The 25,304-nt window shown below is 70.6% G+C and carries 18 protein-coding genes; 1 reads left to right on the top strand and 17 read right to left on the bottom strand.

Translation table 11 applies throughout. The features are described 5' to 3' along the window. Nucleotides 1-28 precede the first annotated feature (28 nt). From tssH to tssK, 15 genes are all read right to left on the bottom strand, one after another. Nucleotides 29-2,725 (bottom strand): type VI secretion system ATPase TssH, encoded by a 2,697-nt coding sequence (gene tssH / locus A8M77_RS28290; RefSeq protein WP_086924800.1) that lies wholly within the window; start codon nucleotides 2,723-2,725, stop codon nucleotides 29-31. Between the two features lie 39 nt (nucleotides 2,726-2,764). Beyond that, the gene (tssG, locus tag A8M77_RS28285; RefSeq protein ID WP_238137005.1) at nucleotides 2,765-3,832 is read right to left on the bottom strand and encodes a type VI secretion system baseplate subunit TssG; all 1,068 of its coding nucleotides are present in this window, start codon (nucleotides 3,830-3,832) and stop codon (nucleotides 2,765-2,767) included. After that, nucleotides 3,829-5,718: a type VI secretion system baseplate subunit TssF gene (gene tssF / locus A8M77_RS28280; protein WP_086924798.1), complete on the bottom strand. Its 1,890-nt coding sequence runs from the start codon at nucleotides 5,716-5,718 to the stop codon at nucleotides 3,829-3,831. The genes tssG and tssF overlap by 4 nt, the downstream gene beginning before the upstream one ends. Nucleotides 5,719-5,831: 113 nt before the next feature. Further along, a complete protein-coding gene (tssE, locus tag A8M77_RS28275) occupies nucleotides 5,832-6,350 on the bottom strand; it encodes a type VI secretion system baseplate subunit TssE (RefSeq protein ID WP_086924797.1) in 519 nt (172 codons plus the stop codon). Further along, on the bottom strand, nucleotides 6,343-7,176 hold the full coding sequence (locus A8M77_RS28270; RefSeq protein ID WP_086924796.1) for a type VI secretion system accessory protein TagJ: 834 nt from the start codon (nucleotides 7,174-7,176) through the stop codon (nucleotides 6,343-6,345). The genes tssE and A8M77_RS28270 overlap by 8 nt, the downstream gene beginning before the upstream one ends. A gap of 10 nt (nucleotides 7,177-7,186) precedes the next feature. Further along, nucleotides 7,187-7,744: a type VI secretion system tube protein Hcp gene (locus A8M77_RS28265; protein ID WP_086924795.1), complete on the bottom strand. Its 558-nt coding sequence runs from the start codon at nucleotides 7,742-7,744 to the stop codon at nucleotides 7,187-7,189. A gap of 27 nt (nucleotides 7,745-7,771) precedes the next feature. Further along, nucleotides 7,772-9,748, bottom strand: a complete 1,977-nt coding sequence (locus A8M77_RS28260) for a caspase family protein (protein ID WP_086924794.1) — start codon at nucleotides 9,746-9,748, stop codon at nucleotides 7,772-7,774. 16 nt (nucleotides 9,749-9,764) lie between these two features. Continuing rightward, on the bottom strand, nucleotides 9,765-10,865 hold the full coding sequence (locus A8M77_RS28255; RefSeq protein WP_086924793.1) for a hypothetical protein: 1,101 nt from the start codon (nucleotides 10,863-10,865) through the stop codon (nucleotides 9,765-9,767). Nucleotides 10,866-10,893: 28 nt separating this feature from the next. Continuing rightward, a complete protein-coding gene (locus tag A8M77_RS28250; protein WP_086924792.1) occupies nucleotides 10,894-11,664 on the bottom strand; it encodes a hypothetical protein in 771 nt (256 codons plus the stop codon). Nucleotide 11,665: 1 nt separating this feature from the next. Continuing rightward, a complete protein-coding gene (gene mltA, locus A8M77_RS28245; protein WP_086924791.1) occupies nucleotides 11,666-13,294 on the bottom strand; it encodes a murein transglycosylase A in 1,629 nt (542 codons plus the stop codon). Nucleotides 13,295-13,351: 57 nt separating this feature from the next. Further along, entirely contained in the window at nucleotides 13,352-15,256 is a 1,905-nt protein-coding gene (locus tag A8M77_RS28240; RefSeq protein ID WP_086924790.1) for a serine/threonine-protein kinase, read from the bottom strand. A 778-nt stretch (nucleotides 15,257-16,034) separates the two neighbouring features. Beyond that, nucleotides 16,035-16,682, bottom strand: a complete 648-nt coding sequence (tagF, locus tag A8M77_RS28235) for a type VI secretion system-associated protein TagF (RefSeq protein ID WP_086924789.1) — start codon at nucleotides 16,680-16,682, stop codon at nucleotides 16,035-16,037. After that, a complete protein-coding gene (gene tssM / locus A8M77_RS28230) occupies nucleotides 16,682-20,284 on the bottom strand; it encodes a type VI secretion system membrane subunit TssM (RefSeq protein ID WP_086924788.1) in 3,603 nt (1,200 codons plus the stop codon). The genes tagF and tssM overlap by 1 nt, the downstream gene beginning before the upstream one ends. Next, on the bottom strand, nucleotides 20,281-21,609 hold the full coding sequence (locus A8M77_RS28225; RefSeq protein WP_086924787.1) for a DotU family type VI secretion system protein: 1,329 nt from the start codon (nucleotides 21,607-21,609) through the stop codon (nucleotides 20,281-20,283). The genes tssM and A8M77_RS28225 overlap by 4 nt, the downstream gene beginning before the upstream one ends. Before the next feature lie 69 nt (nucleotides 21,610-21,678). Next, a complete protein-coding gene (gene tssK, locus A8M77_RS28220) occupies nucleotides 21,679-23,010 on the bottom strand; it encodes a type VI secretion system baseplate subunit TssK (RefSeq protein WP_086924786.1) in 1,332 nt (443 codons plus the stop codon). Nucleotides 23,011-23,529: 519 nt separating this feature from the next. On the opposite strand from tssK, the gene A8M77_RS28215 reads away from it, so the two are divergent. Then, nucleotides 23,530-23,904 (top strand): VOC family protein, encoded by a 375-nt coding sequence (locus tag A8M77_RS28215; protein WP_086924785.1) that lies wholly within the window; start codon nucleotides 23,530-23,532, stop codon nucleotides 23,902-23,904. Nucleotides 23,905-24,315: 411 nt separating this feature from the next. On the opposite strand, the gene A8M77_RS28210 is transcribed toward A8M77_RS28215, so the two are convergent. Together A8M77_RS28210 and A8M77_RS28205 are read right to left on the bottom strand one after the other, a co-directional pair. Continuing rightward, nucleotides 24,316-24,993: a hypothetical protein gene (locus A8M77_RS28210; RefSeq protein ID WP_143694786.1), complete on the bottom strand. Its 678-nt coding sequence runs from the start codon at nucleotides 24,991-24,993 to the stop codon at nucleotides 24,316-24,318. A gap of 16 nt (nucleotides 24,994-25,009) precedes the next feature. Beyond that, nucleotides 25,010-25,201, bottom strand: coding sequence for a hypothetical protein (locus A8M77_RS28205; RefSeq protein WP_143694785.1), 192 nt, complete (start codon nucleotides 25,199-25,201; stop codon nucleotides 25,010-25,012). Nucleotides 25,202-25,304: the final 103 nt, after the last annotated feature.

The following is a 25,304-nucleotide window of genomic DNA, read 5'->3' as shown; positions in this document are numbered from 1 at the left end:
GGCGTGGCTTCCTCTCCTCGGGTGGTGATCACTGCGGTGCCTTCACATCGAAGGCGTAGCTGAAGTTGCCGTCGGCAACGCCCACCTTCACGCCCTCGATCGCCTTGCCTTCCATCATCCGGTTGAGGAACTCGCGGCTGATGTCGGGCAGCATGGTGTTGGTGAGGATCGCGTCGATCATCCGCCCGCCCGATTCGCTCTCGGTGCAGCGGCTCACGACCAGCTTCACCACGTCGTCGCCGTACTCGAAGGGGATCTGGTAGCGCGCCTCCACCCGCTTCTTGATGCGCTTGAGCTGCAGCTCGACGATCTTGCCCAGCATCTCGTCGGACAGCGGGTAGTAGGGGATGGTCACCAGCCGGCCCAGCAGCGCGGGCGGGAAGATCTTCAGCAGCGGATCGCGCAGCGCCTTGGCCATGCCCTCGGGGTCCGGCATCAGCTCCGGGTCCTTGCACAGGCCGGCGATCAGGTCGGTGCCGGCATTGGTGGTGAGCAGGATCAGCGTGTTCTTGAAGTCGATGCTGCGCCCCTCGCCGTCTTCCATGAAGCCCTTGTCGAAGACCTGGAAGAAGAGCTCGTGCACGTCGGGGTGCGCCTTCTCCACCTCGTCCAGCAGCACCACGCTGTAGGGCCGGCGGCGCACGGCCTCGGTGAGCACCCCTCCCTCGCCGTAGCCCACGTAGCCGGGCGGCGCGCCCTTGAGCGAACTGACGGTGTGCGCCTCCTGGTACTCGCTCATGTTGATGACGATCATGTTCTGCTCGCCGCCGTACAGCGCCTCGGCCAGCGCGATCGCGGTCTCGGTCTTGCCCACGCCCGAGGTACCGGCCAGCATGAAGACGCCGATCGGCTTGATGGGGTTGTCCAGCCCCGCGCGCGAGGTCTGGATGCGCTTGGCGATCATCTCCATCGCATGGTCCTGGCCGATCACGCGCTGCGACAGCAGCTTCGGCAGGTTCAGCACCGTCTCGATCTCGTTGCGCTGCATGCGGCCGACGGGAATGCCGGTCCAGTCGGCCACGACGGAGGACACGGCATGCTGGTCCACCGAGGGCAGGATGAGCGGCGATTCGCCCTGCAGCGTCGCGATCAGGCCCTGCAGCTCGTGCAGCTCGGCCAGCAGCGCGGTGCGGTCGGACGCTGCCGCTTCCGGTGCCGCGCCGTCCACCGGCTTGTTGCCCTCGCGCAGCTTGCCGCGCAATTCGAGCAGCCGGTCGACCAGGCCTTTCTCTTCCTTCCAGCGCGCATTCAGCGTCTCGAGCTGCGCCTTCGCGTCCGTGAGCAGCGACTGCACCTGCGACGCGCGCTTGCTCACGTCGATGCCGATCGCCCCCTCGCGGCCGATGATCTCCTGCTCCACCGTCAGCGCCTCGATGCGGCGCTGGCAATCTTCCACCTCGGGCGGCATCGCATGCTGCGACACGGCCACGCGCGCGCAGGCCGTGTCGAGCAGGCTCACCGCCTTGTCGGGCAGCTGCCGCGCCGGGATGTAGCGGTGCGAAAGCTTGACGGCCGCCTCGATGGCTTCGTCCAGCAGCTGCACGCGGTGGTGCTTCTCCAGCACGCTGGCCACGCCGCGCAGCATCAGGATGGCCTTGGTCTCGTCCGGCTCCGGCACCTGCACCACCTGGAAGCGCCGCGTCAGCGCCGGGTCCTTCTCGATGTACTTCTTGTATTCGGCCCAGGTGGTGGCGCCGATGGTGCGCAGGTTGCCGCGCGCCAGCGCGGGCTTCAGCAGGTTGGCCGCATCGCCGGTGCCGGCCGCGCCGCCCGCGCCCACCAGGGTGTGGATCTCGTCGATGAACAGGATGATGGGCGTAGGCGAGGCCTGCACCTCGTCGATCACCTGCCGCAGGCGCTGCTCGAACTCGCCCTTCATGCTGGCGCCGGCCTGCAGGAGGCCGATGTCCAGCGTGAGCAGCTTCACTTCCTTGAGCTGCGGCGGCACGTCGCCGCGCGCCAGGCGCTGCGCGAAGCCCTCGACGACCGCGGTCTTGCCGACGCCGGCCTCGCCGGTCAGGAGCGGGTTGTTCTGGCGGCGCCGCATCAGGATGTCGACGATCTGGCGGATTTCCTCGTCCCGCCCGGTCACCGGATCCATCTCCCCTTTCTTCGCCTTCTCCGTGAGGTCGACAGCAAACTTCTTGAGCGCATCGCCCTTGCCCATCGCGGCGGGGGCCATCGCGCCGGTGTCTTCGCCGGGCGCGCCGCTGCCCATGCCGGTGCCGTCCTGCGCGCGCATCTTCGATTCGGGCGAGGGGTCGCAGATCTTCGCGAAGTTGTCGGCCAGGTCCTCGACCTTGACCTTCTCGAACTGCTTCGACAGGCCCATCAGCGGGTTGCGCAGGCTGGGTGTCTTGAGCATGCCCACCAGCAGGTAGCCGGTGCGCACCTGCGCCTCGCCGAACTGCAGCGTGGCGTAGGTCCAGGCGCGCTCGATGGCGTTCTCGATGTGCGGCGAGAAGTCGCTGATCGCGGTGGCGCCGCGCGGCAGGCGATCGAGCGCGGCCGTCATGTCCCTGGCGATCACCGAGATGTCCAGCCCGTAGTGCTGGATCACGCGGTGCAGGTCGGAGTCCTGCGACTGCAGCAGCTGGGCGAACCAGTGCTCCAGCTCCACGTAGGGATTGCCGCGCATCTTGCAGAAAACCGTGGCGCCTTCGATCGCCTTGTAGGCCAGCGCGTTGAGCTTGCCGAACAGGGCGGTGCGACTGATTTCACTCATGGCTGTTTCTCCATCGTCGGGATGAGTCGGAATGAATGGCTAAGTCGAGGCGTGGACAAGCGCCGCTTCGCCGTCGATGCGAACGTCGGCCGCGTCGCGCGTGCGCGGCCGCGCACCGAGCCAGGACACCCAGCCGAGGCGCGGCGCATTGCCGGTGCCAGCGCCCAGGCGCGTGGGCGGGACTTCGTCCTGCTTCAGGATCAGCTCGGCGTCCCAGTACAGCTCGCCGCCCAGCAGCTGCTGCATCCAGCGCTGCAGCGCGGGCCGGGCGGTGCCGGTGGGCAGGAACATGCGGTAGCGCTCCAGCGAGAGCGGCCCCAGGTGCAGCCGCACCCGGTGCTGCCGGTCCCAGGCGCGCTGTCCCATCATGGCGCCGAGGCCCAGCGTGCGCGAGGCCAGGCCCTCCCCGCGGCCGAGGCGGGTGAGTTCCTGCGCGGGCAGCGTCATCCAGTGGCCGACCCAGCGCTCGAGCCGCACGGGCACGTCGAAGTAGCCGGCGAGCACGGCTTCCACGCCCTCCGCGCTGTGCACCTGCCGCACCAGCCGGCCGGAGAAATGCAGGCGCGCGTCGTCGTGGATCTCGTCGCGGCCCTGCCGCGCCGCCGTGCCGATGCCGGCCAGCGCGCCGACCTGGCGGCGGAAACTGTCCTCCTGCGGCCGGTCCATGCCCACCGCCGGCCGTGCCTGCGCCCAGGCGCGGTAGAAGAAGAGCGAGAAGCGGTGCGCGAAGGTGTCGAGGAAGGCGAGCCAGGTCGGATCGCCGTGGTTGATGGTGCGCTCGCGGATGAAGTCGCTCAGGTGCACCGGCAGCGGGCCGTTGGGCCCGAGGTAGCCGAAGAAATGCTGGCGCAGGCGCGGCGGCGAATGCGCTGTGGCCTGCTCGAAGCGGCTGAAGCTCGCCGGCGCGAAGGACAGCGACGGCTCCTGCCCGACGCGCAGCGGCTCGGCGCCCGGCAGCAGCGCACGGCCCCAGCGCGGCGCCGGCGCCGCCAGGGCTTCGAGCCGGCGCATCAGCGCGAAGTAGTCGTAGGCCCAGGGCTCGGCACTGCAGGCCTGCACGCGCTGGCCGACCGTCTCGGCCGCCGCCCGCGGCGCAGGAAGGTTCACAGGATCGGGCGTGCCCCGCACAGCGGCCTCCATCGCATGATCTCGCCGCGGCCGGCCGCGGTGAGCACGGTCTCGACGAAATGATTGACCTCGACGTGCCGCGCCAGGTAGCGCGCCATGACGGCGCCGAAGAGGAAGGCGCTGTGCCCGTGAAAGGCGCTGCGCTCCACTTCGAGCGTGACCTCGAGCCCGCGGCCGAAGGCGATCGGCCCAGGCAGCGGCAGGCGCCGCGCCACCGGCTTCGCGCGCACCGACAGCAGGCCGCGCACCTGCCCCTGGCGCGACTCGTCGGCCAGCCCGGCATAGAGCATGAGCATCTCGCGCAAGGCCGCCGCGCCCTGCTGCGGCGAGCTGTCGGCCAGCGACAGGTAGTTGAGCGCCAGGTGGTCGATGACGCGCCAGCCCAGGCCCTGGCTCACCACCGGCGACACCGGCCGGGACGGGCCGCGCACCAAGCGCACGCGCTGCGCCGGAAACGAGTCGATGCAGTCGAAGTCGTTGTCGCGGCCCAGCGGCATCAGGAGCGGGAGGTCGCGGTTGGTGACCAGCGCGGTCACGGCCAGTTGCCGCAGCGCACCCGCGTAGGGCGCCTGCTGCGGATCGACGATCTGCATGTACACCTCGGAGCCGATGTGGCTGCTGCGATGCCCCTCGGTGCGCTGCCGCGCCGAGGGCATGCGCGGCTCGCGGGTGGTCGTGAAGTAGGCCGGGTGCCCGTGACGGCTGCCGTGGAAGGCCGCGTAGAAGGGCAGGAAGGGCTGCTCCAGCGCCCCTTCCCCGGTGCCCGGGTTGCCGTGGCCGATGACCTCGGTGACGGTGTGGACCTCGAAATCCTGGGGCCGCGTGCGGTCGGGCAGCAGGTGGAACTGGCTCACGCCCTCGGTGACGCTCACCCGGTCGAGCCGCTTGCTGAACAGGTTGACGGCGGGCACGCAGTGCAGCTGCACGTTGTCGGCGCTGACCAGCTTCTCGAGCGCCGCATCCCCGCGCGAGAACAGCACGACGAGCTCGACCTCGGAGGTCGCCATGCCCGCGAGCACGCCCTGCAGGCCCGTGATGCGTGCGAACTGGAAACGCTGCGGGAACGCAAAGTACTCCTGCACGAGCCGGTAGCCCGAGAAGCCGGTCGCGGTGACGGGCAGCAGCGCCTCGTCGTCCTCGAAGCCGACGGCCTCGACCGCGCTGGCCGGCAGGTGGCGCACCGAGCCTGCGGAAGCCCCCGCGGCGAGCGGCTGCACCAGCACGCCCAGGGGCTTGCCCAGCATGCACTCGTGCAGTTGCCAGGCCACGTCCTCGGCGCCGCCGAAATGGATCATCAGTTCGTCCATCGCGATCTGGTCGAACTTCAGCCCCGCGGTGGCGCGCAGGGCGATGCGCAGGCCGCCGCGGATCTCGCGCGACTGCGGATGCTGCGCCAGCGGCAGGTCGGGTGCATAGCTGAAATACTGCGCGCGCTGCACTTCCACCGGCCACACGCGCAACGCGCGCGAGGTGCGGAACTCGCAGTGCGTGTTCTGCCCCACGGCCTGCCGCGCGCGCAACCCGCTGCCGCGCCGCAAGGTGGGCCCGTGGGCCAGGTTGGCGTCGTCCGGATCGCAGCCCACCGACACCACCACCATCGAGGGCGTGGGCGCCATGAAATGCGGGTAGACGATGTCGAGCAGGTGGCCGGTGAAGCGCGGGTACTCGGCATCGAGCTTGAGGTTGACGCGCGCCGACAGGAAGGCGGTGGCCTCGATCAGCCGTTCGACATACGGGTCGGCGATCTCCTGGGCCTCGACGCCCAGGCGGTGCGCGATCTTCGGGAAGGCGCGGGCGAACTCTCCGGCGCTTTCGCGGAAATAGCGCAGTTCCTGTTCGTAGAGGGTGAGGAGGCGGGGGTCCATGTCTTACTCCCTCTCCCTCTTGGAGAGGGTGGGGGTGAGGGCACCGGGCCTTCGTCTTGGCGTCGCGCTCGTCAACCAGCAAGGCAAGAACAAAGACATGAGGCCCAAAGTTCTCAACGCCGCGCAAGCGCAGTCTCGTCCTCGATCTCGATGCGCCCTTCCTCCAGATCGATCCGGCTGCGCATCAGGAACTCCAGCGGCACCGGCTGCGCCCAGAGCTGCCCGCGGATCTGGAGGCCGATGCGGTTGTGGGAGTCGAGTGCCGAGCCTTCCATGACGAGTTCCACTTCGAGTGTGCGAGGCAGGATGCGGGGCTCGAACTGCAGTATGGCGTTCTTCAGAGCCTGTTCCATGCTGACACGCTGAACGGACGACGTGAACTGGCCGGACAGCATAGGCAATCCGTAGTTGAGCACCGAGCGCGCCACGTTGGGATAGCGCTTGTCGTCGAAGGCCAGGCCATGCCCGGTGGCGTTGAGCAGCCAGGACAGGTCGCGCAGCATGGCCTGGCGCAGCGCCTGCCGCGTGAGGGTGCGCTTGTCGTCGCTCTCGCGCTTCTCGGTGGGCGCGTCGTCGACGAGCCGGTCCAGCAGCGAGGGCTGCAGGCGCTCCTGGGCGACCTGCTCAGCCACCGGCGCCCTCTTCCTGCGGCGCCTCCGCGGGTGCGGCAGAGAAGAGGATCTCGCGCACGTCCAGCATGGCGTGCTCCTCGCCATCGTCGCCGCCGAGCATTCGCTGGCCCCACCCGGCCCAGACCTCGCGCCGCAGCTCGCGCCATTCAGTCTTGCGCGACAGCTGCAAGGCACCGTCGCTGCAGCGCTCAGAGCCTTCGTAGCGCGTGGGCACCAATGCCAGCGTCTCGCCGCCGTTCTCGAACTGCAGGTGCGCCGGCAGCCAGACGCAATCGCGCAAATCTTCCGGCGGGTCGAACTTCACGTGGGCCAGGCGGGCGAACGGAATCCAGTAGTAGCGGCCGTTGACGAAGGCCTCGAGCACGGGGCCCAGGCGCATGTCGGCATCGGCCAGCCATTCGAAGGGCTTGCCGTCGAGCGTGCCGGGCGTGGCCGGCGCGGCATCGAAGGCGCGGGTGCGCAGGTCCTCGGCCAGCGCCGCGTCGCCGGTGCCCTGACGCAGCAGCGATTCGATCAGGAGCGCGAGCCACTCGTCCGGCTGGCCGAACACCATCGGCGTGCGCTTGCCGGCGAACACCTCGGCGCGCAGCCCCTCGCAGCGGATGGCCTCGCCGTAGACCTGCTTCATCGGAACGGCGAGCGCATCGAGCTCGGCGGCCACGCCGAGCTGGTTGAGCGCCCGCTCCCACTGGCCCATCACGCACAGCAGCTGGGCCATGAAGACGCGCAGCTTGGCATCGGCCGGCTTGGCGCGGACCTCCTCGGTCAGGGCCTTGAGTGCGCCGGCCGGGTCGGCGGCCTGCAGGAGTTCGGCTGATCGCGTCATGGCAGTCCTTTCAGTCGTTGTTCATCACGCAGCTGCGGACGGCGCCGCGCTGACCGGTTGATTTCTGCGGCGCGGAGCGCAGCTCGATCTTTCGATAGTGGAAGAAGATGATTTCGCAGGGCCGCCGCGGTGTGCCACCGGTCAGGATGGAATGGGTGTCGACGCGCGCCCCCTCCAGCAGGATCTCGAGCGTGGGCTGCATGTCCTTCGACGAATCGCCGCCGGCCTTGAAGACCGAGAGCTGGACCTTGATGTCGGCATCCTGGTTTTTCATCAGGCTGGCGATGGAGGCCGTGGCCGCGTCGCAGTTGCGCACGACGATCAGGGGGTGGTTGCGGACCTTGCCCTTGCTCGCGCCCGGCGGCGTCTTGACCTCCGCCAGGTAGGCATAGCCGGCGATGTCCATGCGCTGCTTGCCGTCCTCGTATTCGCGCTTGGACTCGCCCTCCATGACGGTGCCCTTGTTCTCGATCAGCATGGCGAAATCGTTGTCGCTGACGCCCGTCATGTGGTCGAGCAGGCGCAGGGCCTCATCGGGGTCCAGGGTTCCGTCGATCGTCCAGGCCATCTGCATCTCCTCGAATGAATGAAACGACTAGTTGACCGAGGTCCAGCGGACCATGGCCGTGAAGATCGCGCGGCGGCGCTCGGGCGGCGCCGCGCCGCGCACACGCAGGTCGGCCAGTGCCTCGGCAGGGCGGGCGCCGAACAGGCGCGGCGCGCTGTGGGGTGCGGCGGGGACCGCCAGCACCAGCAGGCGGCTGCCCTCGGCGCCGAGCCAGGGCACGTCGAAGCGCTGCGTGGCCGGCGCCTCTTGTGTGCCGCGCTCGAAGCGGTTGGTCTCGCCGGTGTCGCCGGGATACACCGGGCGGATCGCGCCCTGCGCATCCACGCCGACCACGACCATGTCGAGCGATTGCCCGCTGGCATTGCGCACGTGGAGGACCGCGCGCTCGCCGGCGCGCGGCGGCGGCAACCGTGCGGCGGCTTGCTGCACGGCCTCGCTGCGCAGCAGGCGGGTGCCGTCCCAGACCTCGAGCGCGGCGTCGAAGCCCGGCAGCCGGCCGTCCTGGCCGAGGGCCTGCAGGCGGTTCAGCCACTTGAGCTGGGCCAGGGCCTGCAGCCGCTGGCGCAGGTCTTTCGCGTCAGGCACCGTCACGCGCGCGCCTGCTGTGCCGAGTGCCGGCGACTCGATGTCCAGGCGATGGCCGGCCGCGCCCATCGGGGTCCAGCGCAGGTCGGCCTCGCCGCCGTCGACCAGCAGGATCGAGGCCGGGTAGTCCATCGCGATGCCCGGTGGCAAGGGCCCGCTGCCGCGCACGCGCAGGGCGAGCGCGGCCGGCTCGCCGGCCGGCACGACGCTCCACAGCGCGGCGCCCGACAGGCCCTGCAATGAAGCCGGCACCGGCGCGCTGGCGCTGTCGGCGCCCACCTGGGCCAGGCTGGCAGGCGCGCTGCGCACGGTGCCGTCTTCCAGCGTGGCTTGCACGCGCACGGCCTGCTGGGGCAGCAGCCCGTCGAGTTCGCCAGCCTGCACGCGCAGGCTGGCACCGGCGCGCTCGGCGCGCCAGACCGGGCGGGTCGACACCGGTGCCGCGATGTTCGCGAACAGCGGCGCGTCGAGGTTGCCCTCGGCCACGGGCGACGGCAGCTCGCGGTCCGGAAAGCGTGTCTCGAGCTCGGCGATCACGGGCGGATAGAGCGCGAGCACGCCGTCGAAGAGTTCGCGCCAGGTCGCCGGCCGGCGCTGGAGCGCCTCCACCACGGCCCACGTCAGCAGGCCCTGCGGCTGGGCCTCTCGGCTCTTGCGCGGCAAACGCAGCTCGGGCGTGACCTGATGGCTTTCGGACGCGAAGAAGGCCACGTAGCGTGCGCGCGGAACGGCCGGGGCCGCCGGGGCCGCGGGTGCAGCGGCCGGTGCAGCGGCGGTGCCGCGCGCGAGCATGTCGGCGCGGATGCCGCGGAAGCGCACCTCGTCGTCCGCAGGTTCCGCTACTGCCGCGGCAACGGACTGGCCGCGCGTCATCGAGGCTGCGGCACAGGTATCGAACACCGAGCCGACGAACACGCCGCGCGCCAGGAAGGCCTGCACCCATCCGTCGATGTCCACGTCGCGCAGGCCGCCGGGCAGGGGCGCACCGCTGCCCATTGCGCCGGCGACGTCGCGCGCGAGAAAGTTCTCGGCCAGGCCGTCGGGCTCCTGGTAGCGCTTGGCGCCGTCGCGCCAGCGGGTGCCGTGGCCCGAGAAATACAGCAGCACGAAGTCGCCGCCCTGCGATTGCTCCAGCAGCCGGGCCAGCGCCTCCTGGATGCGGCGCGCATCGGGCAGCGCGGCGCCGTCGACGCCATCGGCCACGACCGTGACGTCGGGCGCCGCGAAGCCCTGCTTCAGCAAAGCCTGGCGCATCAACAGCACGTCGTTGCGCGGCGCCTGCAGCCACAACGAGGCGGGCTGGTTCACCAGCTCGGACACGCCCACGAGCAGGGCGCGCTGCGCCGCGCCCGCGCCGCCCGCGCCGGCCGCGAGGGCCAGCAGCAGGGCCGCGCGAAGAAGGCGGCGCAGCCGGATCATGTACGCGGCTCCCCGTTCACGGCGGCTCCACCGATTCGACCAGCGGCGAGGCGGCGAGCAGCGCGCGGCCCTGCACCGCATCGCCGCCGGCCAGGCGCAGGCGCCAGCGGCCCTGCGCATCGGGGCCGCCCATCACCTCGGCGCCCGCCGCGGCGAGCAGGGCCTGCGCATCCGCCATGTCGGTGGCGGGCTTCCAGCGCAGCAGCAACTGCTCGCCCGCGGCGGCCGGCGCGGCGGCGCCGGGGAGCGCGCGGAAGCGCACCTCTTCCTCCTCGCCGCCGGAGCGCAGCAGGGCCGCGTTCTGCACCACCACCACGAGCGCCAGCAAGGCGAGCGCGGGGCGCACGACGCGGTCCGCGCGGAACCAACCCACCAGCCGCGACCACCAGTCGCCGCCGCCGGTCGTCGCTGCCGCCGCCGGGGGCGAGAGGCCGCCGGGCTCGGTCGATGCATGCAGCGGCGCGGCCAGCCGCGCGGCGGCATCGAGGTACAGGCCTTGGTAGTCGGCGCGCGGATCGTCCACGCCCAGCGGCGTGCCGGAGAGCACGGTGAACACGCCGCCGGCGGTGCGCAGCGCGATGCGGCCGGGCTCCGGCGCGATCGGCAGCACCTGCTGCACGGCCCACTCGTCATGCACCGCGCGCACCGCGGCCAGCCGCGTGGCGGAGAGCTCGCCCAGCACGCGCGCGCACAGCTGCGGCCGCTGCTCGAGGTTGAGCACGTTCCAGGTCTGGATCAGGCCGAACATGGGCTCGAAAGGCTCGTCGCCGGGCTCGAGCAGCACGTCGTAGGCGCTGGCCCAGTCGGCCTCGCTGGCGGCCATCCAGCCGCGCCAGAGGTTGCCGTGCAGGCACTTGTCGAGCAGCACGCCGAGCAGCCGGCCCTCGTGCAGCACGCTGACCAGGCGCCCGGGTGCCCAGCGGGCCGGAAAGGCGCGCGCGGCGACGGCCTCGCGGCGGCGCGCCAGCTCGGTGAGCGGCATCAGCAGACTGGCGTCGGAGGGCTGCGCGGCCGCTGCGGCGGCCGCTGCCGGCGGGGCATCGCCGGCGGGCGTCTCGCCGGCGTGCCCGAGGGTGCTTCGGATCAGGCTGAGCGGCGGCCAGAGGTCGAGCGTCATGGGTTCTTGTCCTGAAGGATTTATGTCTTCAGGCGTAAGACGCTTCAGCGCCCAGGATTTTGAAGACCTGCAGGATCGCGCCCATGTTCTCGGCCGTGATCGCGATGCCCAGGGTCTGCGAAATCCACTGGCCCAGCGTGGTGCGCGCGTAGTCGGCCGGCAGCCCTTCGCGCTTGTGCACCAGGCCCAGGCGGCCGGCGCGGTAGTGGTAGGAAGCGATGGCATGGCGCGCGGCGATGCCCGAGAGCCCGCCGGCGGCCTCGCGGCCGAAGCCCTCGCACAGCAGGATGCGCTCGGGCTCGGGCAGGCCGGCGATGAAGCTGCGCGCGGCGGCATGCACTGCGGGGCTGCTGAGGCCGTGTTCGGCCAGGTCATCCTCCGCGTCCTCCACTGCACCGACCTGGGCCTCCAGTTCGTTCTCGGTGACCTGGTCGCCGATGGAGAGCTTGCGGCGGAAGCTGCTCGCGCGGGTGCAGTCGATCAGGTAGCGCCGGAAGTAGGCGCACAGGGCGAAGGCGGTCGAGGGGGCGCTGCGGGTGCGGGCCTCCTCGTCGCCGGCCGTGGGTTCGTCGGCCTCGTCCGGGTCGGCATCGAGCCGCAGCACCTTGGCGTAGATGAACTGCGCCACCAGCTCGGCCCGGCTCTCGCCCAGCGCGCGCAGCTCGGGCGGATGGCAGCCGCCGAGGGCGCCGCCGACGATGCCGTACATGCGGCCCATCTCCTCCGAGGACAGGGTCTGCCGCCGCCGCCAGAGGCGGACGAGCTCGACGCTTTGTTCGGAAGATAGGGTGTCCTGCATGTCAGTCGTCGACGCAGGCGCCCTCCTGCGGCACCAGGCATTGCGGGAGATCGGCACCCACCGCCGCGCCACGGGTGCGGATGGTCGAGGTCGCGGCCGCCGCCACCGCCTGCCCGCGCGGCAGCAGGATCCACAGCTGCCCGCGCTCCTTCATGCGCCGCGCCTGCGCGGCGGCCTGCTGGCCGTTGCCGAAGAAGTAGTCGGCCCGCACCGCGCCGCGGATGGCGCCGCCGGTGTCCTGCGCGATGGTGAGGCGCTGCATGGGTGTGCCGGTGCCCGGCGCGCGGGTGGAGACGAAGACGGGGTAGCCCAGCGGCGTGCTGCGCGGATCGACCGCGATCGAGCGACCGGCCTGCAGCGGCACGCCGAAGGCACCCACCGGCCCGCCGGCACCGCCGCCGGCCTCCTTGAAGAAGACGTAGCTCGGGTCCTTGATGCCGGAGCCGAGCACCGGGCTGGTGGCGCGCCGCCCGGGCACCACCACGGCGCCGCTGGCAGCCGGCAGGGCCAGGGTGAAGCCGCGGGTGCGGATCGCCGTGCTGTCGTCGGGCTCGTCCTCGCCATCGTCGAGCTCGAGCTCCACGCCGAGGCCGCGCGTCTTCACCCGGCTGATCGGCTTGCCGGAGGACGACTGCGCCAGCGTGGGCCGGAAGGGCTGGCCGTTCTGCTCGGCGTAGGCGACGCGGATGACTTCGCCGCTGGGCAGGCGGACGCGGCCCGAACCCTGGATCTGCATCTCGTAGAGCGCGGTGGCGCTGCTGACGAAGGCCAGCACGCGGGCGTTGGGCGCGCCCTTGGTCTCGATCTCCTCGCGCGTGTAGTAGGGCAGGAGGCGCCGCCCCTCGATCCGCAGGCGCACCTTGCGGTCCAGCGTGTCCCGCGTGATTCCCGAGAGGTCCAGCGCATAGAGGCCCGGCGCGCCCATGTCGCGGGTCGACAGGCCCTGCTGCACCACCACGTTGCGGCCCTCGATGCGCGCGGCCACCACGCCGCTGCCGGGCGGGAGCTTGCGCGCATCGGCGAAGAGCATGTCCTCGGGCTGGCCATAGACCGGGTAGATGTAGGGCGGCGCATAGGTGCGGCTGCCGGCGATCTCGGGCTCGAAGTAGCCGGTGACCACGCCGTCGGGCCGGCGGTCGTCGTCGCGGATCTGGTAGGCCGAGAACTCGCGCTCGAAGAAGCCGCGGATGGCCGGATTGCTGTTGGCATCCACCGCCGTGGCGCGCTGGCAGATCTGGCGCCACTCGGCGCCGCGGCCGGTCAGCACCTTGCAGCTGCCGATGAAGGCCGGCCAGCTTTCGGAGAAATCGTCGCGGCCCCAGCCGGGCACGGCGTCGTACCCCACCGCCGTGTAGGTAGCGAGCTGGGTCGAGAAGGTGCGCGCCTGGCCGGCGACGCTGGCGTTGGCGCCCGACGGACGCGCGGGGGCAGGCTCCGGCGCGGCAGCCACCGGCGCCGGCGCCGGTGCAGGCGCCGCCGCGGGCGCGGCCGCTGGCGCCGGCCTGCCGGGTGCGGGCGCCGGGGCCGGCGCCGTGGCGCAGGCCGCCAGCGTGGCCGCCACCGCGGCGGCAGCGCTCCAGCGCGCGGGCACGCGGAGGGAAGAGAACGGGGTGTGGGTCAGGGGATTCATGCTGCGCTCCGGGTCTGAAGGCGTTGGACCACCACGGGCCCGACGTCCTGAAGACGATTACTTCTCCGTGATCTTGAAAAACGCGCTGCCATAGCTGTCCTTGCAGGGCGCGCCTGATGGGCACACGGGCTTGCCGAGCAGCGGCGCCGGGCCGCTGCCGCGCGCGGCCTCGAGGGCAGCCAGCACCGGCAGCGGGAATTGCGGGAACACGCCCTCGCTCTGGATGCCCGAGCCGCTGAAGTCGCGCTCGTGCTCGCTGACCAGCACCGCGAACTGGTTCACGCCGGGAGGGCCGCCCGCATCCATCGGCCAGGAGGCGCGCGGCAGCGCGAGGGCGGCGCCGGCGGCGATCTTGTTGTACTTGTCCAGCAGGTTCGGGAAGAGCAGGAACATCTCGCCGCCGCTGGACAGCAGGTAGACGTAGACGAATCCCTCGCGCTTGCTGCGCACCTCGAAGCCCAGCTTGTCCTTGCCGACCGCGACTTCGGCCTTGCGCGCGCTGGCCGACACGTCGAAGCCGGGCGTGGTGCCCTCGGCCAGCGCCTGCAGCGACTCGGCGGGCGTGCGCGCACGGGGTGGCGGTGGCGGCGGAGGCGGTGGCGGCGCGGGGGTCTGCGCGACATCGGTCGCCGGCGGCGGCGCGGCCGCGACGGTGCCGGTCGACGTGCCCGCATCGCCGCCGCGGCCTTGCAGCCACCACCAGCCACCGGCCGCGGCGAGCACGGCCACGGAGGCCACGGCGGCGATCGCAACGCCCTTGCTTCGCGGCGCAGCCGCGGCGGCAGGCGCGGGCGGCGGCGGCATGACCGTGCGCGCGCCACCCGCATGCGGCGCGACCGGCGCGCGGATCACCGTGGCCCCGCCGTCCAGCCCCAGCGCCTCGCGCAACTCGGCCATGGACTGCGGACGCGACTCGGGCCGCACGCCCAGGCCGGCGTCGATGGCGGCCAGCAGGCCGGGGCTGTAGCGCTGGCGCAGCGTCTCGTTGCCGGCCAGCGGCACATAGGTGTCGTTCAGCAGCCGCGCCACCGAGGGCGGCGGTGCGCGCCCGCACACGGCCACGTGCATCACGGCGGCCAGCGCGTAGACGTCGGTCCACGCGCCCTGCGACATGTCGGGCATCTCCGCGTACTGCTCGATGGGCGCGTAGCCCGGCTTGAGGATGACGGTGATGGCCTGGGTCTTGTCGGTGATCACGCGCCGCGCGGCGCCGAAGTCCAGCACCACCGGCCGGCCCGAGCCCTCGAGCAGGATGATGTTGTCCGGCGCGATGTCGCGGTGGTAGCAATTGGCGGCATGCATGACGGCGAGCGCCTGCGTCACGCCGTCCATGATGCGCAGCAGCCAGCCTTCGTCGGTGCCCCCGCCGGACGCCTGCAGGGCCTGCAGCGCCTGGCGCATCGTGTCGCCGCGGTAGAAGGGCATCACCATGTAGGTGGTGCCGCGCTCCTGCCAGAAGCGGTAGACCTTGAGCAGCGAGGGGTGGTCGAACTGGGCCAGCAGGCGCGCCTCGTTGATGAAGCTGCGCATGCCCAGGTCGAAGGTCTCGCGGTGCTGTTCCGACAGCGGCACGACAGTGCCGTCGCCCTGGCGGGTGGAGAGCGAGCTGGGCAGGTATTCCTTGATGGCGACCACGCGCTCCAGCGTCGGGTCCCAGGCCTCGTAGACCACGCCGAAGCCGCCCTGCCCGACGATGCGCGTGACCTCGAACTCGGCCAGCCGGCTGCCCACCGGCAGCAGGCCCGCCTGCGTGTTGCTGCCGCCGCCGCTGGCACGGGTGGCGGGTGCGGGGGACAGCGTGGGCGTCTGGCCGGGGGCGATGGTGGGGGCGCCGCTGCTGATCACGGTCGCGCCGTCGTCGGCCGGTGGGGAGGGCGCGCGGCCGGGGCGGCCGGTGACGACCTGGGTCGGGTCGTCGTCGCCTGGTGGCGCGGCGCGCGAGGAAGGGTCCTGGTCGCTCATGGGGCCACCTCACCCAGGGCCATCACGCTGGTGAGGGCCCTGCCTTGCGCCCTCTCCCTCTGGGAGAGGGCTGGGGTGAGGGCACCGTTCGCTTGTTCTTGCCTTGCTGTTTGTTTGGCGCAGGAGCCGGGAATTCGCCCCGGCGGGCGAGTCACTTTCTTTGCTTCGCCAAAGAAAGTAACCAAAGAAAGGCGACCCCACTGCGCGTGTCCCTCCGCTTCGCTGCGGGCAACCTGCGGTGCTCGCGCAGAGGGGATCGAACTCCAACGCGCCATGGCGCGTCCTTCTGTGGGGTGCTGGGGGGCCAGTGCAGTGCGTCTGCTTGCACGTTGCCAAAGCGCATGCGCCCAGTTTTCCGCGAAGCGAAGCGAGCTGTCGGTGGCCGAGCGCAGCGATGGCCCGACCCACTTCCCCTCTGTGCGTGCCGAGGAGCGCAGTGCAGCCGGCCTGCATGCCTGCCGAAGGACAGGCATGCTTCGTGATCTGACTTGCCGCGGCTGTTTGAGCAGAGTGAACGAAGTGAACGTCGCGAGTTCCGCGGCAGGCCGGCTGCGCGAGCACCGCAGGTTGCCCGCAGCGAAGCGGAGGGACACGCGCAGTGGGGTCGCCTTTCTTTGGTTACTTTCTTTGGCGAAGCAAAGAAAGTGACTCGCCCGCCGGGGCGAATTCCCGGCTCCTGCACCAAACAACCAGCAAGGCAAGAACAAAGGCCCAGTGCCCCCACCCCCACCCTCCCCCAGAGGGTGAGAGAGAGGGAGCAAGACCGACCGAACGGCGCTCACGGCCCCACCTCCTGCCGCCCGCCCGGCTCGCCGCCGAAGCCGAACAGCGCCTCGAACTGGTCGTCCTGCGGCAGGCCGTGGCTGGTCATGCCGGGCCCGCGCTCGGCGACGGGATCGGTGAACCACAGCGAGTGGCCGACCTCCGGCAGCGCCAGCGGCGGATGCTCGCCTTCGCCCTCGCCGGCCCCGTCCGCATAGCCGTCGAACAGCAGCTGCAGACGCTCGTCGAAGCGCAGCGCATCGAGGTCGTGCTCCAGGCCTTCGAGCGCCGCCTGCGCGGCCAGCGTCCACCAGCGCTGGGTGCGCGCCAGCACCTCGCCTTCGAGCGCGGTGCGCGAGGACACCAGCTCGGCCGCCAGCGTGAAGGGGAAGTAGCGCCCGACGCCGTCGACCGAGGGCATCATCACGCCGAGCCAGCTGCGCCCGCCGATCACGCCCTCGCCCAGCACGAAGCACCACAACGGCGCCCTGAGGTAGCGCTCGGTCCAGTCGAGATGGCGCGCGCGCATCCTCCCCAGGCCGCCCTGCAGCCAGCGGTCCCACAGGTCGCGGAACTCGGTGGGCATGCGGCGCTGGGCGAAGTCGCCCATGCCGGGCAGCTTGCCGAACCAGCCTGGGGCGAGCGTGGAGCCTTCTTCCTGCATCACAAGCCCTCGGGACAGGCGAACTCGCGCAGCTCGCGCAGGCGGATCGGGTGCTGCACGCTGTTGGTGGTGACCTCGAAGCGTGTCTTGCGCGCGCCGACCTGGAAGGTGATGAAGAACTTCTCGGGCGCGTCGCCGGCCTCGAGCTGGCCGTCGTCGAGCACGCGGAACAGGGCCCAGGGACCATCGACCGCCATGCCCGACGGTCCGCTCGCCGCGGGCGGGCTGACCTGCACGCGCACCTGGTTGGTTCCCTTGGGGCCGGGCCACTGGATCGCCATCGGCACCACCGGGCCGTGCGCGTACTTCACGAGCTGGCCATCGACGTCGAGGATGAACTGCGTGATGCCCGCGTCCATCTCCATCGGCTTGAAGTCCAGCCGCATGGCGGGCGTGCGGCCGGCGGCGCGGAAGAAGATCTCCCTGATGCGGGCCGCGCGCTCGAACTGCGCGACCGCCTGGACGGTGATCGCGCCCTGCTCGGCCACGGGCCTGTAGCGCCAGGGGCGCGTGCTGGTGTCGACCAACGTGGCCAGGCGCTTCTGGAAGAAGTCGTCCATCAGCCCGCCGGGGCCGAACATCTGGCCGAAGTCCTCTGGCAGCACGTCGCGCTTGCTGTTCTGCACGAAGGGGTAGCGGCCCGCGATGGCGCGCTGGCAGAACTCGGTCACCGGCCGCAGGTCCTGGCTCAGGCTGCCGCGCTCGGCCACGCGCGCCTGCGCGGCGCCGGTCTGGCTGAGGTTCTCGACCATGGAGCGCACCGGCTCGGGCAGGCGCATGGCATCGGAGCGCAGCTTGGCCGCGACGTCGCCCGGCGGCGGTGCGCTGCGGCTCTTGACCGCGCTGTCCACCGCGGTGAGGTAGACGTAGACCTCGTTGAAGAGCTTGAGCGTGTCGTCGATGGGCGCCGGCCCGCCCGGCGTGGGCGAGGTGACGAGGCGGCGCAGCGGCTCGAAGCGGTCGTCGACGATGCTCTCGATGCGCTTGCCGGCGGGAAGCTGCTTGTCGGGCTCGCTGCCGAACAGGTTCTCCAGGTTCTTGCGCGTGTTGCGCACCGTGTCGGCGGCCCGGGCGACCGCGTCCTTGGCCTGCTCGGGCGGAGTCAGCGTGGTTTCCTTCACCGCCGCGCGCAGGAAGGCGGCCAGCGGCGAGCCGGCGCCCGAGAGGATGCGTGCCATGTCGATGTTCTTGTCCAGCCCGTTGGCGCGCACCAGGCGGACGTCGGCGAGCAGCGCCTCCCAGACCTTGACGTACTCCTCCAGGTAGAGGCGGCGCACGCGGTCGGTCAGCGCGCCGAGGGCGGCGGCGTCGCGCAGGCGGTCGGCCGCGCCGCGCTCCTGGCCGAGCACCCACGGGTCCTCGCTCGCGAGCAGGCCGGCGACCACCACCACCTCGTTCTGGAAGGCCTTGTGGTAGCCGTCGTAGGTGAACATGCCGGGCACGCCCTCGGTCAGCGGGCGGCCGCTGATGCGTTCGAAGACCAGCGGCCCCGACGGCCCGGCCGCGTTGGCGACACTGAAGGGCGGGATGTCCTTGCCCAGGCGCTGGCGCTTGAGGCGGCTGAAGACGCGCGCCTCCAGCGGGTAGCTGGCGAGCACGGCGCGCACGTTGCGCACCAGGGCCTCATCCATCTTGAGCGGCGAGCGCGGCGGGCCCTGGGCGATCAGCACGTCGAGCTGGTCTTCCAGCAGCTTGCGCTGGTCCTCGGGGATGCCGCGGTCCAGGCTCCTCGACCAGTCCAGCGTGATCCAGGCCTTGAGCGCATCGGCGTCGAAGCGCTCGGGCTGGTGCAGCATCAGGTAGGTCTTGAGCGCCTCGTAGCTGAACTCGAGGTTGTCCTTCTGCGCGGTGCGCAGCTGGTCCTCGATGCGCTTGGCCAGCTGCGGCAGGAAGACCTCGCCCAGCGCGCGCCGGTGCGCGAGCATGGCGGCGGCATCGAGCTTGTCGCCCTGGTAGAGGCCCAGCGTCATCGCGAGCGGCTCGTCGCCCTGGCGGTTCTCGGGCGTCTTCCAGATGTTGCGCAGGCTTTCCAGCACCGGCGCGACCTGGACCAGGTTCTGCACGCGCGCGGGCACGGCCGCGAGCTGCTGGCGCGCCGGCTCGATGCGCGCGTCCACCGCTTTCAGGTACTCCAGGTTGCGCCAGCTGCTCCAGCCCCAGCCGGCCAGGAGCGCGAGCGTGACGAGCGTCATCGCCGCCAGGCCGGCCACCCGCCACGCGTGGCGGCGGCGCTCCAGCTTGACGTCGGCGCCGGCCAGGCGCTGCTCGGGGAAGACCACGTCGCGCAGCAGCGAGGTGAGGAAGTAGCTGCGTCCGCTGCTCTTCTGCGGCGGCAGCACCGCGCGCTCCAGGCCGAAGCTGCGCGAGAGGGCGCCCATCACGCGGTCGATCGGGCTGCCTTCCTGCGTGCCGCTGGTGAAGTAGACGCCGCGCACCCAGGGCGGCTGGCTGAAGCGCGAGCCGGTGAAGACCTGGTCGAGCAGGTCGGCCAGCAGCGGCTCGATCGAGCCGAACTGCGCCGGGAATCCGAAGATCGCCGCGCGCCGGGTGCCGTCGGTCTCGCGCTGCATGCGCTGGAGGAGCGCGTCGTTGACGCGGCCATGCAGCAGGCCGAACTCGCGGTGGAAGGCCTGCGTCAGGCCCTTCTCGTCGATCGCCGTGCCCTCCTCGGCCGGCAGGGTGAAGCCGAAGACCTGGGCGCGCTGCTCCTTGCCCAGGTCGGCAAAGTACTCGGAAAAGCCATAGAGCAAATCGCTCTTGGTCACCAGCACGTAGACCGGCAGCCGCGTGGCGAGCCGCGCGTCCAGCTCCAGCAGGCGCGCGCGGATCGAGGCCGCGAGCGTGCTGCGCGCCTCGGCGTTGTGCGCCAGCAGGTCGGCGACGCTGACGGTGAGGAAGACGCCGTTGAGCGGCCGGCGCGGGCGCACCTTCTTCAGCAGGCCGAGGAAGCCGTCCCAGGCGCTCTTGTCCTCGGTCTGGTGGCTGTCCTGCGTGGTGTAGCGGCCGGCGGTGTCGATGAGCACCGCGTCGTCGGTGAACCACCAGTCGCAGTTGCGGGTGCCGCCGATGCCGCGGATCGCGCCGGGGCCGAACTTGTCGGCCAGCGGGAAGGACAGGCCCGAGTTCACCAGCGCGGTGGTCTTGCCCGCGCCCGGCGCGCCGATGAAGACGTACCACGGCAGGTCGTACAGGTAGCTGCCGCCCGAAAGCGAGAGCCAGTCGCGCCAGCCGGGCTTGCGGCCGGCGGCATGCAGGCGCATCTTCTTGAGCGTGGCCACGGCCTCGGTGAAGCGGGCGTTCAGCACCTTCTGCTCGCCGCTGTCCTCGGCCGATGCGGCCTGCGCGGCGGGCGCCTTCATGAGGCCGTCGGTGAGATGCTGGCTGGCCTTGCGCACGCGCCAGCGGCGGTACAGGGCGCGCAGCAGCACCAGCAGCACGATCACGCCGATCAGCACGGCGCGCGAGAGCTCGCTTTCCAGCGGCGCCCATTCGCCGATGCGCACCAGCGGGCCGATCCACCAGATCAGGAGGCCGACGACCAGCAGCGCCAGCACCGTCAACAGCACGGGATGGACCAGCCATCCGAACAGCTTCTTGATCATCGCTTCGCCCCCGCCAGATCAGCCGCCACGCGCTCGGGCGGCGACAGCAGCACGACCTCGACCCGCCGGTTGCGCGCCCGGTTGGCCGGCGAGTCGTTGGGCGCGACGGGCTCGGCATCGGCCTTGCCGTCGGAGCGCATGCGGGCCGGATCGACCAGCGTGGACAGCGCGCCCTTCACCGCGTCGGCCCGCGCGGCCGAGAGATGCCAGTTGGACGGATAGCGCATGGAGCGGATCGGCTGGTTGTCGGAATGCCCGGTGATCAGCACCTCGCCCTGCACCTCCGCCAGCGCCTGTCCGATGCGGTTGAGCACCGGCAGCGACTGCGCCATGGGGTCGGCGCTGCCCGAGGCGAAGAAGCTGTCGCCGCGCAGCCGCACCGTGCTGCGGTCGGCCTCGTCGGTGACGGTGACCAGGCCCTGCTTGATCTCGGCCTCGAGGAATTTGGCCAGCCGCGGCGACTTGGCCATCACCGCCGGCGGCGCGATCTGCACGTTGGGCACGCGCAGGCTGGAGACGGCGGCGTAGGTGGTGTCGGAACGCTGGTTCATCGCCAGCCGCAGGCCGAACCAGGCCAGCGCCAGCAGCAGCGCGAAGCCGGCCGCGAACACCCACAGCGGCAGCGACTCGCGCAACCGCACCGTGCCCGCGCCCTGCCCGCGCCAGTGCGGCGAGAGCTCGGCCTCGACCGGCGGGCGGTCCTTGGCGATCAGCTCGGCCAGGCGCTGGCGCACGCTGTCGAGCTGGGCGCGGCCGTTCTCCACCACGCGGTAGCGGCCCTCGAAGCCCAGGGCCAGCACGCTGTAGATCAGCTCGAGCAGGGGCCGATGGCGCGGCACGTCCTGCGCCAGCTTGGCCAGCAGCTGGAACACCTTTTCGCCACCCCAGGTCTCGTTGTGGAACTGCACCAGCAGGCTCTGCTTGTTCCAGCCGCCCTGCACGCCCCAGGGCGTGTTGGCCACCGCCTCGTCGAGCGCGGTGCACAACACATAACGCGCGGCGAGCACCGACTCGTCGCCGACGCCGGCGCGGCGCGCGTCGGCATCGAAGCGGTGGACCGCCTCGGCGGTGGAGGCGCGCAAGGTCGCCATGTTCGTCGGCTGGGCCAGGTTGCGCAGCTTGCCGATCAACACCAGCAGCGGGCCGGCGGCCGACACCAGCGGGTTGAGCAGATGCAACTCGCCGAGCTCGGCCGGCAGCGGCTCCGCGCCACCCATGAGCGGTGGGGGCGGCGGCGGCGCTGCCATGCCGGCCGGCGTGCGCGGCTTGGGCTTGATGACCGTGCGCTCCGACTCGAAGGCGGAGAAGGGGTCGGGGGTTGTCATGGTGCGACGCCTCTGTCTTTGACTACCTCTCCCTCTGGGAGAGGGAGCAATACCCGGGGCTCGACCTGATCATGATCTGATCGCCCAGAAGGCGAGATCGAGCCCGGGGAAGTCGCCCGCGATGTGCATCGCCATGCCGCCGGATTGCTCCAGCTGGCGCCACAGGTCGCTGTTGCGGGTTTCGAGCTCGAAGTAGTTGGCGCCGGCGTGGAAGGGAATCTGTCGCGGCACCACGGGCAGCGGCACCAGCGCCACGCCCGGCAGCGCCAGGTTGACCAGGTCGCGGATGCGCTCGACCGGGCCGATCTTCACCTGCGTGGGGAAGCGCGCGCGCAGCGCCTCGCCCGGCATCTGCGCGTTCACCGCGAGCACGAAGGTGGCGTTGCGCTGCAGCTCCACGTCGGGGATCAGCGCCACGCGCACGCCGTGCTTGCGGTCGTGCAGGTCGATGCGGATGGCCGACTGCTCCAGCACCATCGAGAGGCTGCGGCGCAGGTCCTCCATCAGCGGCTTGAAGCTCATGGCGAGCTCGTCGTGCACGTAGGGCGCGAAGCGGGCCACGCGGCGCGCGTCGCGAAAGCTCGCCAGGTCGCCGGCCAGCGCCAGCGCGCGCTCGAAGAAATGCTGCGGATGCAGCGTCGCGCTCTTCGCCAGGTGGGCGAACACGGCCTCGTTGCGGTTGACGGTCTGCAGCAGCAGGAAATCGGCGATCTCTGCCACGCCGCCGGTGCCGCCCTGGGTCATGCGCCCGGCCAGCGCCTCGCCGCGCTGGCGCAGCAGGCCCAGCAGCTCGTCGAGCCAGCCGCGCACCGTGGCATGCCCGGCCACGTCGAGCAGCGGCGGGACCTGGACGCGGTCGAGCTGCACCTGGTTGTCGGCGCGGCGCTCCACCACGCGCGCGACCTGCAGCGTCGTCCAGGCATCGGTGGCGTCGCCGGCGCGCATCAGCCGGGCATTGAGCGCGCCGAGCTGCAGCATGGCGGTGCGGTCGCCGGCGGTGTTGGAATCGGGCACCTCGGCCTCCAGCACGCGGTGGCGCACCAGATCTTCGTAAGCCTCGGCATCGGCCTCGCGCGCGCCGGCGCGGCGCAGCGGCAGCGCCAGCAGCACCGCCTCGTCGCGCATGCCGCCGGGGATGTCGATCGGGTCGGGCAGCGGGTCCACGGCCGGCATGTCGAACACCGTGCCGTCGCCGAACACGCCGACCGCGCGCACCAGCGCGAGCTTGCCCAGCGTGAGCGCGGCCGCGTCGATCTCGAGTTCCGCGAAGCCCCAGGCATAGGGCGTGGTGGTCCGTAACAGCAGGTGCCGCGCATGGTCGGCATGGCGTTCGCTTTGCTGCAGGTGCTGGGGCTGCAGCAGCATCCCCTCGCTCCAAACCACTTTAGTTCGCCAAGTCATCCACGCTCCGTCGATGGCGGGCGCCCCGCCGGGATAGGAAACATCTAGTTTCCGGCGCGAGGGGGAGGCGGCAAATCTGGCGAATGGCCTAGGGAGGAGAGGCGGTCTAGTGCTAAGGGGCTATTGGCCGGGCTGGTGGCGCGCCTCCGGCGGCGCCGTGAATCCGTCTCAGGTCTGCCGCGCCGGCGGGTCCCGCCTCCGCGCCGATGGCTGCCGCGCGCCGCGCCAGATGCGGATGCCCAGGTAGATGAGGTACAGCCAGCCCAGCTGCTTCGAAGCTGGGGCCGGGGCTCATGGCGCCGACGGTCATGGCGCCAGCGATGCCGAGCAGGGCGAGGGTGATGTCCATCGGCGTGCACCTTCGGATGGACAGCTGGAGAAGGGGGCGATGTTAGTCCGCAGGGCGTGCGACCGTTTCGCGCGGAATGTCCGAAGCCGGTGCGGGTTGCTTTCCGACATGGGCTCGCGGACCGGCTCGCAGAATGCCTGCATCGCCTCTCTCGGCGACAGGAGAACACCATGCTTCAGACATCACCGATGTATGCGTACATCCCCGTGAAGGACGTGGACCGCGCGCGCCAGTTCTACGAGCAGAAGCTGGGCTTCAAGCCCAAGACGGAGACGGCCGGCGGCGTGATCTACGAATTCGCTGGCGGCACGGCCTGCTTTCTGTATCCGACGCCGAACGCGGGGACCTCGCAGGCCAGCCAGGCCTTCTGGGAGGTTGCTGATATCGAGCGCGAAGTGGCCGAGCTGAAGTCGCGCGGGGTCGTGTTCGAGGACTACGGGATGCCGGGGCAGGATGCGAACGGGATCTTGACCGACGGCGGGGCAAAGGCGGCTTGGTTCAAGGATACGGAGGGGAACATCATGGCGGTGGTGCAGAGTTTGTGAGGCGCTCCGCTCGAGAGAGCCGCTGCCAAGCGACCTTGGCAACCCACGACAAGAAGGCAATGACGTTATGTACTTGCTCGATGACACGGAGACTGCGTCTCCGTTCGGCGACTGAAGGCCGAGCGAAATCAATCTCTCTTCGTTCGGCCAAGCTGAGGGTGGCATCGGCCGGAGAAATGGCTTGCCGTCCACATAAACAATCAATTCATTCAACTTCAGCCTCCCCGACGTGCTCATACCTTATTCAGACCAAATTACTCCTTAGCTTTTAAGTACTTTTGCCAGTGATAGATGGTCTGACATGCAATTACAAGCACCCCAAAGAAAATAAAAAGCCACATCTTTTGAGAAAAATTGATAACAAATCCATCACTCCAAATGCAATGGCGCCACTCTCCACTCAACAAGAAATTAAGAGTGCAATTTGACCGCCAAGAGCAACTGCGACTGGGAATACAAGTGAAGCCCTAAAGGCGTCTTTTTTTTACCTTCGCGTCCGACCAAAGGCTTGATCCCTTCGCCTGCCGCATTGATGGTCGTGACCAACCCCAGACCGCTGAGCCCGCCAGTCCCAGCGCCACCAATCCCGTATCCAAACCCTGTCCCGTAGCCAGCAATGGTGAGTGCTTGCGCGGCGCCTCCCGCGCTGCCGGTGAAGGCATCGAGCCTCTGACTGCCTTGCGGTCCGAGTTCCCCGATCTCAAATGCCCCCTGCGCCGCCACCGTATTCAGCAGCGCATTGGCAAGGCCGTAGCGCAACTCGTCCTCCAGCTGGTCCGCGAACGGGGCTGAACCATTGGTCGCGTTGGCGAGGTTCTCCGGCAGCAGGCCGGACGTGCTCAGCCCCTGCACGACACCGGCCGTCAGCATGGAAGTGACGATGGCCTTGATGCCCTCGCTGCTGCCCGGCTCCTGGCCCAGGTCGCCATCGTTGTGATGCCCGCTTGTATGGCTGCGGTCGTCGCGGGATAGGCTGCTGCGCCGGCAGTCCCCATCACGGACGTACCCGCACCCGCCGCCGCGACGCCCACCACCACTGTCACCACCAGCGCCGTCATCGGCCCCATGCCGCTTTGGTGATAGGACCACCGGTCGTGCTCCTCCTTCAGGCCGTGAGGTCGCGCCCGGCTTCCAGGCTCACGCTGCCCGCGCCGCTGATGGTGGTGCCGCTCTCCTGGCTTTGCTGGCCTTCGCGCGAGTTCTTGCCGCTCCAGCGGATGTCTTCTGCGCGGCCCGTCGTGACGCTGTCAGTACCCCACGACTGCCAGAAGCTTCTGCAGATCAATTGGATAGCCATACCCCCCGTTCGCGGTACTCGACAAGGTGATATCCCCCCGCCAACTTCCGATCAATATGGACGGAACGTCTGTCCCGCGAAACGCAAACCTAAGATCGTGACG

The organism is Variovorax sp. JS1663, assembly GCF_002157355.1.
Classification (GTDB): domain Bacteria; phylum Pseudomonadota; class Gammaproteobacteria; order Burkholderiales; family Burkholderiaceae_C; genus Variovorax.
This window is presented reverse-complemented; position numbering and strand designations above follow the sequence as displayed.